This is a genomic window from Neobacillus sp. NRS-1170, assembly GCF_050468025.1.
Window position 1 is genome coordinate 50,216 of the sequence record NZ_JBITPF010000023.1, and the last position, 10,833, is coordinate 61,048.

Below are 10,833 nucleotides of genomic sequence, written 5' to 3' on the forward strand. Positions count from 1 at the left end.
TTTAAAGTTTTCATTATATACGAGTATCAGAAATCGCACCTCTAATTTTTTCGATGGCTGTTTTAGCTCTTTCTTTATTTAGGATCATCAGATTCACATAAAGGGCATCAATAAGGCTTAATTGTGCAATTCTTGAAGCAAGTGCTTCAGAGCGATATTCAGTCTCGTCTGAACTAGTGTATAAGGCAACATCGACATTTTGGCTAATCGGTGACTTAGGAAAACTGGTAATTCCAATCGTCTTGGCACCGCTTTCAATTGCAGTGTTTAAAATATTAGTAGTATCTTTATTTGTTCCTGAATGGGAAATGACTACTGCGACATCATTCTTCGTTAACTGTGATGCAGACATGAGCTGAAAATGGGAATCTAAAAAGGCAAATGCTTTTACACCAGTTCGAATAAACTTGTGAAACGCATCCATTGCAATGAGCGCTGAGCCTCCGGTTCCGTAAAACTCCACTTTTTCAGCAGTATGAAGCAGTTTAACAGCTTTTTGGATGGAATCACTGTCCATAATTTGTAATGTATTTTCGAGCGTGCGAATATTGGATTGAAAGACCTTTTCCGAAATGGTTTTTTCGCTGTCATGTTCTGAAATTTTTTCGTGGATTTGCTGAATCGGCGTGATGATTTCTGAAGCAAGGGCAATTTTCAATGCTTGATAGCCTTTATAACCAATTCGTTTGCAAAAACGGAACACAGTGGCATCGGCAACGTTTAAATCTTCAGCGACTTCATTAATCGTGCAGTGAATAATTTTATCTGGATTATCCAAAATATAATTGGCAATTTTCTTTTCTTTATCGCTAAATCTTGCGTAATAAGAACGTATTTTTCCAAGGCAACTTTCTGTCATTTCGGATTTCCTTTCCTAATCAGTAGATACTAGCAGTATACCACAATAATAGATGTGAAAAAATATTTCTCGCAAACGATTACAAAATTAAAAAAAATTAACTAGTTTCCTTTTTGGAGGTATGGATTTATGAATGAAAAATATGTTATTGGCGTTGATATCGGGACAACCAGTACAAAATCGGTTCTGTTTTCAAAAAACGGGACAGTTATTGCAACTCATGGAATTGAATATCCTTTATTTTCACCCACGCCTGCCACGGCGGAACAAGACCCTGAAGAAATTTTTCAAGCGGTGATTGATACCATAAAGAAAGTCATCAAAAAAAGTGGGACTGAACCGAATGATATCCTTTGTATATCGTTTAGCTCAGCGATGCATAGTGTAATTGCAGTGGATGAATCTGGTAAACCGCTTACCAATTGTATAACATGGGCAGATAACCGAAGTGCAGAATGGGCGGAGAAATTATTAACAGAAATGAATGGACATGAAATTTATCTTCGAACTGGAACCCCTATTCATCCAATGTCCCCGCTTTCAAAATTAATTTGGTTAAGGAATGAACAGGGAGACATTTTTAATCGTACATATAAATTTATTTCAATTAAGGAATATGTTTTTTATAAACTGTTTAATGAATATGTAATCGATTATTCGATTGCATCTGCAACGGGGATGTTCAATTTAGCTTCCTTGCAATGGGATGAAGAAGCACTAAAAGTCGCAGGGATTTCTCCTGACAAGCTATCAAAGCCTGTCTCCACTACCTTCAGTCTAACTGGTTTAAATGAAAGCTTTGCGGAAGAAATGACGCTTCCGATGGACATTCCATTTGTTGTCGGTGCAAGTGACGGCGTGTTGTCAAATTTAGGTGTAAACGCGATTGAGCCAGGGGTTGTAGCCGTTACAATTGGAACGAGTGGAGCCATTCGGGCTGTGACAAATAAACCTGTCACCGATCCAAAGGGAAGGATTTTCTGTTATGCACTGACGGAAAATCATTGGGTCATTGGGGGACCGGTTAATAATGGAGGCATGCTTTTTAGATGGGTTCGGGATCAACTTGGTTCCGCCGAAGTGGAAACCGCAAAACGTCTGGGGAAGGATCCCTATGAAGTGTTAACAGAGATTGCTTCTCGTGTTACACCTGGTTCGGACGGACTTTTATTTCACCCTTATTTTGCCGGTGAAAGGGCGCCGATTTGGGACGCGAATGCCCGTGGCTCCTTTTTCGGATTAGGATTGCATCATAAAAAAGAGCACATAATTCGGGCTGTTTTAGAAGGAGTTATCTACAACTTGTATACAGTGCTCTTGGCCTTAGAGGAATTAATCGGGGAACCGAAAAAAATTCAGGCCACTGGCGGTTTTGCCCGTTCAGAGCTTTGGCGGCAAATGATGGCAGATATATTTAATCAAGAAGTGAATATCCCCGAAAGCTTTGAAAGCTCATGTCTTGGTGCTGCCATCTTAGGCTTATATAGTTTGGGTGAAGTAGATTCATTAAATGTGGTTTCCGAAATGGTCGGGGCAACCAATCATCATGAACCTGTTCCAGAAAATGTTGAGATTTATCAGGAGTTAATCCCAATCTATATTCGCCTCTCTCGACTGTTAAAAGAAGAATACGCAAGCATTTCCGCCTTCCAGAAAAAGTGGATTGGGTAATGAACAGACTAAAGAGGATGTCCATCTTACAAGGACATCCTCTTCTGTTATACCCATTTAATTTCCTTCAATAACTGCTGCCTGAATAATTGAATTATAAATTCATTGTAGAAGTCTTTTCTTACGATAATTTGATATTTATTATTAGGATGAATGTAATAGTAGATATCTGAAATAACTTTATTTTCATCAAAAAAATCTCGAACTTTTTTTAGATTTTTCTTTAACTCACTGTCAATTAGAGTAATGGAAATTTCAATATCATCCCCGTTAACCGTTTCCGTTATCTTGAGTAATTGCTCGTTATATTTATACTCCGTCTTCAATCCAATTCCCCCTATATTAAATATCGCAGGTAAATATAAGCAGTACAGATTATGATAGAAAGTATCATTAATGGAAATGCAATGATCAGAAATTTTCCAAACGTTATCGAATAGCCTTCTTTTGCAGCAAGACCAGCCACAATGACATTAGCACTGGCCCCTATTAAGGTTCCGTTTCCGCCCAAACAGGCTCCAAGAGACAAGCTCCACCACAGCGGCTCTAAATTTTGGATTCCAAGGTCACCCATATCTTTAATCATTGGAATCATCGTAGCGACAAATGGAATATTATCAATAAAGGCAGAGGCAATTGCACTCACCCAAAGAATTAAAATTGAAGTGGAGGTAACATCGCCTCCCGTTAAATGAACGGAATAATCCGCTAATATCGATATCACTCCTGTCTCAATCAATCCGGATACAAGGACGAAAAGCCCGATAAAGAAAAAGATGGTTGTCCATTCTACCTTGCCAAAAGCTTTATCCAAGTAACTTTCCCCTGTTAATAAAAGTAAAAGAAAAGCTCCTGCTAAAGCTACTGTCGCTGATTCTACATGAAAAAGCTGATGCAGGAAGAATCCCAAAATGGTTAATGTTAAAGCAGTTAACGACTTTATTAAAAGAGCTTTGTCTGTGATTTCTTCCTTTTCATCTAAATCCATTAAATTCGATTTTAATTCGGCAGACGTTTTTAGCTGTTTGCGATAAACAAATGCTAAAATTCCGATATTCACTAATAAAATGAAAAAAGTAATAGCTGTTAAATTGTTGATAAACGCCATAAATGTCAGCTCTTTTACAGCGCTTCCAAGCATAATATTCGGCGGGTCACCAATCAGGGTCGAAGTTCCGCCAATATTGGAAGCGATTATTTCAGTGATTAAAAAAGGAATCGGGTTTACCCGCAATTGCCTGGTGATACTGAAAGTGACAGGTACCATCAATAGAACGGTCGTAACGTTATCTAAAAAGGCCGAACCTAAAGCCGTAATGACCCCTAGGACAAGCAGGATTTTTAGCGGGTCACCCTTCACTTTTTTTGCAGACCAAATCGCTATGTATTTAAAAAGTCCCGTTTCAGAGGTTATCGCGACAATAATCATCATCCCAGTTAGTAACCCGAGCGTATTAAAATCAATATGATGGAGGGCCTTTTCTTGACCGACAATTCCTAATAAAATCATCATGATGGCGCCGGCCATTGCAATAATGGTTCGGTGAATTTTTTCTGTGACGATAAAGGCATATGTAATAAGAAATACACCAATTGCAATGTATGCTTGTGTTGACATGTTTTACCTCTTCCCCCTTGTTATTTCTGGTGTTTAAAAAAATGCAAAAAGGAGCCCGCTATGACAGACTCCACCCAAATTACACCGTATTTAATATTTACTTAATTTTATAAAAATATACTTGGGATGTAAAGTAATAACTTTTCTGGGAAAGTTGCTACAAACCTAACTTTCTTATAAAATCTACCGTTTCTTGATGCTCTGGTCTAATGATTCTATATAAATTTTTATCATTTCTAACAAGCGATTTCCCATTCTCATTACTAATAGCCCTAGTAGTAGAGGTCCCTTGTAAGACCTTCCACTTACCAGCTGTCTTCCCGATTTTTAAATCGATAATACCGAGACGGTTTCCAAAAGCCCCAGCCATTACAACGGGTTTTCCATTGATAATGCCCATTTCTAAATCTGTGTTAGGTAGGTGTTGAAATACCGGACCAGGGAAGACACTGTGTGAGTGGCCCGCTAGTATAGCATCTATTTCCGGCAATTGTGTTAAATAATAAACAGCATTTTCGGTATCAGGATTATAAGGCTCACTGCTGATACCTGTGTGGGCAAGGGCAATAATAATATCTGCTCCTTTGGCCTTTATAATCGGAATAAATTCTTTTGCCGCATCAACAATCGGTTTTGCATAGACCTTGCCCTCTAAATTTGCTTTATCCCATTTCATTATCTGAGTGGGCATAAAGGCGATAACCCCTATGTTCAATGTATACTCATTACCACTTTGGTCGACAACATTCTTTTTTAAAATCGTATAGGGTGTAAAATAGGGCTTGTTTTTTTTTACTGAAAAAACATTCGCATTTAAAACGGGCATTTTGGCTCCTTTTATCGCTGAGTTTAAAAACTTTAGCCCGTAATTAAATTCATGGTTTCCGATGGCTATTGCGTCATAATCTAAATAATTAAAGGCACGGTATACTGGATGCGTTTTACCTTTATTAATCCCCCTGATCCTGGCGAGATACTCACCAAGGGGATTGCCTTTTAGATGGTCCCCATCATCAAACAATAAAGAATTTTTAACCTCTCCTCGTGCTTCGTGAATAAGAGTTGCCGTTTTAACAAGGCCAATCCTGTTATCCACTTTTGTTTGATAGTAATCATAATTGACCAATGAAGCATGTATATCAGTTGTTTCTAAGATTCGCAAATCGATTATTCCGCGATTATTTGGGGTGACCTCAGCTGCATAAGTGCTTGGAGTGTAAATATAACAATAAAGAATGAATGTGATTAGTAGTAATGGAACCTTTTTTCCGGGCATTATTTTACCTCCTACATCATCTTTCTACTGTTATTATCTTGCCTAAAACGGTTGTTAATACCTTTTAAAGGGTGTAATGAAAATGGACAGAAATTTGTCAAAAACATTTGAATAAAAAACGAATTAAAGAGATTTCAAACATTAGGGAGGTGAAAATAATTTATAATGAAGCCATAAAAAAGTGGAGGTAAATAAAAATGAACATTACAACCATTATTGAATTAGAAAACCAGGAAGTCGAAAATATCACAGGTGCAAAATTAGTGTTTACTCAAGAACAAATTGATGAAAATATTATCGAAACATGTGTAGATTGCTTACAATTGGAGGGTTCAGAAGAAACGATTACCACAGAAGAGGCAATGCAACAAGTATTTGAACAATTGCAGCAAAGAGGCGTTATTCCGGAAAAAGTTGAGGATTTTTCGTATGAAATGCCATCGTGTGAGCGTTTACAAAAAAAAACTGATAGTGAGACAGATTTACCACAAAAAGTCATCCTTTCATTTATGTCTTAAAAGAAGTTCTCGATAAAGGTGATAAGCCAGCCTTGAAAAGTCAGGCTGGCTTTTTTCGTTTCTCCAATTGATTTTTGTTTTTGATTCCAAAAAACCACCAGTTCCAGTCTCCAAGAAGCTTCATTAAGGCAGGGACAAGCACCATCCTGACAATGGTTGCATCGATAAAAATGGCTGTAGCAATCCCAACACCTAATTGCTTTATTGGCATGACTCCTGTAAAGGCGAAGGCACCTGTTACAACAATCATGATGGCTGCAGCTGACGTAATAATCTTGCTTGTGTAGGTTAAGCCATAGATTGTCGCCTCGCTGTTATTACCTGTTTCTAGATAAAACTCTTGAATTCTTGAGATAAGAAAGACCTCATAATCCATCGAAAGTCCAAAAACAAGGGTAAAAACAAATACTGGTAAAATTAAGGCAATATTTGAAGGTGTTACTCCCAAATGGCCTTGCTGAAATACCCAAACGACAATGCCAAACGTACAGCCAAGGCTTAATATATTCATTAATATCGCTTTAATTGGAATAAGGATAGAACGAAATGCCGCCATCAGAATCACAAGAGTGGAAATAACAATTAAAAGTAATCCATATGGTGCTTTTTGATAAATTTCCGTAAAAATTTCTTGTTCAAATTTTATCGAGCCGCCAAAAGAAGCTTTCAAGCCTAAATCTTTAGTTGCCCATTTTTTAACCCAAGTTCGAGCTTTTGAAGAATGCTCACCCGTTTTTAAATAAACCTCAAAAAGTATTTTGTTATCTTTTATAAAATAGTCTATTATCGGAGCAACTTTAGATTTGTCTTCAGATGTTAAATACTGAAGGAGCTGGTCTGAATCTTTTATTCCCGTTACTGAAAATGGTGAATTAACGGTATTGACGAGAGGATCTTCTTCTATTCGATTTATTACCTGACTAATTTTGTTAAAATTATTCTTATTAAGGATTTTTCCATTCGTGGATAAAACGATTGTTACTTTTTTCTCGTCCCGTTTTTCCTTAGCGATAAATTGATGCTTGAATGTTTCTAATGCTATTCTTGAAGGATATTTTGCAGGCAATGAATCTGTCCCAGGGATGGTTAAGACCATTTGCTTAACCGGAATAAGGCCGGCAAGAAGAACAGCAAGTGCCGTAATCGACATAAGAACAGGGCGACGCATCACAAATTTGGCGAACCTATACCATAAACTGGTTTGTTTATCTGTAACAGGCAGTAAATTTAATTTATTAACCCTTTTCCCTAATATAGACAAAATGGCGGGAAGAAAGGTTAAAGCGCACAAAGCAGATAAAAATACAACGGTCATTCCGCCCAAGGCAACATTTTGAAATATATCAATTTTGATAAACCAAAGTCCTGATAAACCAATAAACACACAAAGTCCTGAAAAGATAATCGAACGGCCGGCGGTTTCCAACGTTATTTCAATTGCTTCTTGAATCGGTTTCGTTTCGATTTCCTCTTTAAAGCGGTTTATAAATAACAAGGCAAAATCAATGCTTAAAGCAAGACCAATCATCGGGACGATATTTAAAATAAAAATAGTTAAATCAACACCATAGCTAAAAAAATAAACAGTTCCCGTAGTGGTTAAGATGGAAACCACGCCAATAACAAGCGGAAGAGAGGCAGCCACAAGACCTCCAAATGCCAGGATAAGGACAATGAGGGCAATTGGCAGGCCAATCATTTCAGCTTTTGCGAGATCTTCCTGGCTTGCGGCATTTAAGTCATGGACGATGACGGGCTCACCGGTTATCGTAACCTTTAAGCCGTTTTTATTTTTCAGAAGCTTTTTTAATTCATCAATTTCATTACCAAGGCTTTCTGCTTTTTTATTAAAAGTTAGCAGCCCATAGGCATAGTTCTCCTTTAGCATTCCATCACGTTCAAAAGGAGTTTCCATCTTGTGTGCACCATCAAAATTTCTCAATTTATCAAATGTATTTTGAATAAAGCCATGAAATTTCCCTACACTTATTTGTTTTTCTTTTTCAAAAACCAAGATAATCGATGATTTGGGCTGGCCGAAGTCCTGTTCTAAAATCCTTCTCGTTTCATTATATTCTCCTTTATATTCAAATCCGTTTCCACTTAAAACTGATGGCAGTTGTAATGCGAAAAATCCAAAAAAGATAATGATTGCTATCCATAATCCTAGAATCCATTTTCGCCTTTGGTGTATGTATCTGCCAAATTTTTTCAATGTATCACTCCCCATCCAAAGGAAAACAGTTGGTTAATAAATTTTCCCCCTATTTCAAAGTGAAAATTCACTGTTTATTTCAACTCCTAAGCTGTTAATAATAATAAAAATATGTTCATGTTGATATTTACAAATGTAAAATATTTATGATTATGCTCCTTTTTTTGATACAATAAAGAAAATATCTTTTTAGGTGGGACCTATGGATCGAGAAAAATTAAGTAAGGTGATAGAAGCAGCCAAGTTATACTATTTACTGGATTATAATCAAAACGAGATAGCCAAGGTATTAGGGGTCTCCCGCCCGACAGTATCCCGATTATTGCAGCAAGCAAAAAGTGATGGCATCGTTCAGATCAGCATCATGGACCCTACAGAAAACGTTGAAAATTTATCAGAGCAATTAGAGAAAAAATTCAACTTAAAAAAAGCCATTATCGCATCGATTCCTCAATTTGAAAACCATATCATCAAAAATTATCTTGGCGAAAAAGCGGCCCAATTCCTTGATGAAATTGTGAAGGATAATGACATTATTGGTGTGACATGGGGAACAACACTTTACCATATCGCCATCGAGTTGAAACAGAAATTTGTAAAAGATGTAAAAGTCGTCCAGCTTAAAGGCGGTGTCAGCCATGCTGAAACGAATACGTATGCTTCAGAAATTTTATATCTTTTTGGCAAAGCCTATAATACAACCCCGCACAATCTTCCACTTCCAGCTATTGTAGATCATGCGGTGGTAAAGCAGGCAATGGAAGCAGATCGGCATATCCGTAAAATTCTCGAACTTGGCAGGGAAGCAAATATTGCCTTGTTTACAATAGGACCAATAAAAACGGATTCATTACTATTTCAGTTGGGCTATTTTACCGACAGCGACTTGGAATCATTGTATGGAACGGCTGTCGGCGATATTTGCTCGCGTTTCTTTGATAAAGATGGCGGAATCTGCAATGAGAGCCTGAATGAAAGAACCTTAGGAATTAATTTGAATGATCTAAGGGCGAAGGAGCATTCTATTCTTGTTGCTGGAGGCCCAAACAAAATTGATGGGATATATGGTGCATTAAAGGGCGGATATGCAAATGTTCTTATAACAGACCAATTTACAGCACAATTCCTACTTGATAAAAAAGAATAAGTACTCAAAAAACAGCCTAAGCGCTGTTTTTTGTCTTTTTTGTGAAACTGGTTATAATATTTTTTACATTTGTTCATAAAAGTATTTACAAATGTTCAAATGCTTTGGTATAGTTACAGTGTGGTAATTAACAATCAATTTTTTAAATATAAATGTTTATATATAGGGAGGAAGTCGGAGTTATGACTAAAAATATCGTTAAAATGATTGATCATACATTATTGAAAGCAGACGCAACTAAAGAAGAAATCAAAATATTAGCAGAAGAAGCAAAAGAATATTCTTTCGCATCAGTGTGTGTAAATCCAACTTGGGTAAGAACAGCTGCTGAGATTCTTGCAGATAAGCCTGAAGTAAAAGTATGTACAGTAATTGGCTTCCCGCTTGGCGCTTCAACACCTGAGACAAAAGCTTTTGAAACTTTAAATGCCATTGAAAACGGCGCAGATGAAATTGATATGGTCATTAATATTGCTGCTCTGAAAGATAAACAAAATGATTTAGTGGAAAATGATATTCGTGCAGTTGTAGAAGCAGCTAAAGGAAAAGCTTTAGTTAAAGTTATTATTGAGACATGTTTATTAACGAATGAGGAAAAAATAAGAGCATGTGAAATATCCGTTAAAGCAGGTGCAGACTTTGTTAAAACATCTACTGGTTTTTCAACAGGAGGCGCAACAGTTGAGGATATTCGCTTAATGCGTGAAACAGTTGGTCCTGAAATGGGTGTAAAAGCTTCCGGCGGGGTGCGCAGCCGTGAAGATGCACTGGCAATGGTAGAAGCAGGAGCTACTCGTATTGGCGCAAGTTCTGGAGTTTCAATTGCTAAAGGTGAACTTTCTTATAGTAATTACTAATAATTAATGTGAGGGCATAAAAATATGAGAGATGTCTTAATGGCGTTAATAGCTGGATTAGTTGTTGGAATGCTGTTTAAATTTTTAAAACTGCCATTACCTGCACCCCCAGTATTCTCTGCAGTCGTTGGTGTTTTCGGTGTATACTTTGGCGGCGTAATACTTGAATGGATTTTTAAGTTAGTTCAACATTAATATTCCCGGCGGAGAGTGAGAAGGATGGAAGAAAGAGATCTAATGATCGAAGCGAATAAAGCGAGAGATTTTGCTTATGCTCCCTATTCTAAATTTAAAGTTGGTGCAGCACTTTTATCTAGTGATGGTCAAGTATTTCATGGATGCAACATTGAAAATGCAGCATATGGGATGACCAACTGTGCCGAGAGGACCGCTTTATTTAAGGCCTATTCAGAAGGGATTACAAAGTTTGATTCACTAGTTGTGGTGGCGGATACCGAGCGTCCTGTTCCTCCCTGCGGTGCCTGCCGTCAAGTGATATCAGAGCTTTGTGATTCAGAAATGGAAGTGGTTCTTACCAATTTAAAGGGCGATGTCCAAAAAATTCTTGTAAAAGACCTTCTTCCAGGTGCATTTTCGCCAAAGGATTTAAATAAATAATTTCGCTAAAGAAGCTTTTAGGATTTTCTAAAGGCTTCTTTTGTGCGCTTGGCA

11 protein-coding genes are annotated in these 10,833 nt (G+C 37.3%); 6 read left to right on the top strand and 5 right to left on the bottom strand.

Going from position 1 to position 10,833, the window contains the following annotated elements; genetic code table 11:
• Nucleotides 1–13: 13 nt before the first annotated feature.
• Complete coding sequence (locus tag ACIFOT_RS09705) at nucleotides 14–859, bottom strand: MurR/RpiR family transcriptional regulator (RefSeq protein ID WP_430064166.1); 846 nt, start codon at nucleotides 857–859, stop codon at nucleotides 14–16.
• Nucleotides 860–988: 129 nt separating this feature from the next.
• Here ACIFOT_RS09705 and gntK point away from each other — a divergent pair, with 129 nt between their 5' ends.
• Nucleotides 989–2,530, top strand: coding sequence for a gluconokinase (gene gntK / locus ACIFOT_RS09710; RefSeq protein ID WP_430064168.1), 1,542 nt, complete (start codon nucleotides 989–991; stop codon nucleotides 2,528–2,530).
• A gap of 47 nt (nucleotides 2,531–2,577) precedes the next feature.
• Here the strand turns inward: gntK and ACIFOT_RS09715 are convergent, their stop codons facing one another.
• The 3 genes from ACIFOT_RS09715 to ACIFOT_RS09725 form a co-directional block, all read right to left on the bottom strand.
• Nucleotides 2,578–2,856 carry a hypothetical protein gene (locus ACIFOT_RS09715; protein ID WP_430064170.1) on the bottom strand — a complete coding sequence of 93 codons (279 nt, stop codon included), beginning with the start codon at nucleotides 2,854–2,856 and terminating at the stop codon, nucleotides 2,578–2,580.
• Nucleotides 2,857–2,867: 11 nt separating this feature from the next.
• The gene (locus ACIFOT_RS09720; protein WP_430064171.1) at nucleotides 2,868–4,148 is read right to left on the bottom strand and encodes an ArsB/NhaD family transporter; all 1,281 of its coding nucleotides are present in this window, start codon (nucleotides 4,146–4,148) and stop codon (nucleotides 2,868–2,870) included.
• A gap of 157 nt (nucleotides 4,149–4,305) precedes the next feature.
• Entirely contained in the window at nucleotides 4,306–5,424 is a 1,119-nt protein-coding gene (locus ACIFOT_RS09725) for a metallophosphoesterase (RefSeq protein ID WP_430064173.1), read from the bottom strand.
• Nucleotides 5,425–5,621: 197 nt separating this feature from the next.
• Between ACIFOT_RS09725 and ACIFOT_RS09730 the strand changes: the two genes are divergently transcribed.
• Nucleotides 5,622–5,942 (top strand): hypothetical protein, encoded by a 321-nt coding sequence (locus ACIFOT_RS09730; RefSeq protein WP_430064175.1) that lies wholly within the window; start codon nucleotides 5,622–5,624, stop codon nucleotides 5,940–5,942.
• A gap of 40 nt (nucleotides 5,943–5,982) precedes the next feature.
• Here the strand turns inward: ACIFOT_RS09730 and ACIFOT_RS09735 are convergent, their stop codons facing one another.
• Nucleotides 5,983–8,157 (bottom strand): MMPL family transporter, encoded by a 2,175-nt coding sequence (locus ACIFOT_RS09735; RefSeq protein WP_430064177.1) that lies wholly within the window; start codon nucleotides 8,155–8,157, stop codon nucleotides 5,983–5,985.
• 202 nt (nucleotides 8,158–8,359) lie between these two features.
• Here ACIFOT_RS09735 and ACIFOT_RS09740 point away from each other — a divergent pair, with 202 nt between their 5' ends.
• The 4 genes from ACIFOT_RS09740 (at nucleotide 8,360) to ACIFOT_RS09755 (ending at nucleotide 10,779) form a co-directional block, all read left to right on the top strand.
• On the top strand, nucleotides 8,360–9,304 hold the full coding sequence (locus ACIFOT_RS09740; RefSeq protein WP_430064179.1) for a sugar-binding transcriptional regulator: 945 nt from the start codon (nucleotides 8,360–8,362) through the stop codon (nucleotides 9,302–9,304).
• A 182-nt stretch (nucleotides 9,305–9,486) separates the two neighbouring features.
• Complete coding sequence (gene deoC, locus ACIFOT_RS09745; RefSeq protein ID WP_430064181.1) at nucleotides 9,487–10,161, top strand: deoxyribose-phosphate aldolase; 675 nt, start codon at nucleotides 9,487–9,489, stop codon at nucleotides 10,159–10,161.
• Nucleotides 10,162–10,185: 24 nt separating this feature from the next.
• Nucleotides 10,186–10,356 (top strand): DUF1427 family protein, encoded by a 171-nt coding sequence (locus ACIFOT_RS09750; protein WP_430064183.1) that lies wholly within the window; start codon nucleotides 10,186–10,188, stop codon nucleotides 10,354–10,356.
• 24 nt (nucleotides 10,357–10,380) lie between these two features.
• On the top strand, nucleotides 10,381–10,779 hold the full coding sequence (locus tag ACIFOT_RS09755; RefSeq protein WP_430064184.1) for a cytidine deaminase: 399 nt from the start codon (nucleotides 10,381–10,383) through the stop codon (nucleotides 10,777–10,779).
• The last annotated feature ends 54 nt before the right edge of the window (nucleotides 10,780–10,833 follow it).

Excerpts from the sequence above, each read along its gene's own strand:
- ACIFOT_RS09725 (WP_430064173.1), bottom strand. The coding sequence starts at position 5,424 with ATGCCCGGAAAAAAGGTTCCATTACTACTAATCACATTCATTCTTTAT.
- ACIFOT_RS09740 (WP_430064179.1), top strand. The coding sequence starts at position 8,360 with ATGGATCGAGAAAAATTAAGTAAGGTGATAGAAGCAGCCAAGTTATAC.
- ACIFOT_RS09720 (WP_430064171.1), bottom strand. The coding sequence starts at position 4,148 with ATGTCAACACAAGCATACATTGCAATTGGTGTATTTCTTATTACATAT.
- ACIFOT_RS09730 (WP_430064175.1), top strand. The coding sequence starts at position 5,622 with ATGAACATTACAACCATTATTGAATTAGAAAACCAGGAAGTCGAAAAT.
- gntK (WP_430064168.1), top strand. The coding sequence starts at position 989 with ATGAATGAAAAATATGTTATTGGCGTTGATATCGGGACAACCAGTACA.
- ACIFOT_RS09755 (WP_430064184.1), top strand. The coding sequence starts at position 10,381 with ATGGAAGAAAGAGATCTAATGATCGAAGCGAATAAAGCGAGAGATTTT.
- deoC (WP_430064181.1), top strand. The coding sequence starts at position 9,487 with ATGACTAAAAATATCGTTAAAATGATTGATCATACATTATTGAAAGCA.
- ACIFOT_RS09705 (WP_430064166.1), bottom strand. The coding sequence starts at position 859 with ATGACAGAAAGTTGCCTTGGAAAAATACGTTCTTATTACGCAAGATTT.
- ACIFOT_RS09750 (WP_430064183.1), top strand. The coding sequence starts at position 10,186 with ATGAGAGATGTCTTAATGGCGTTAATAGCTGGATTAGTTGTTGGAATG.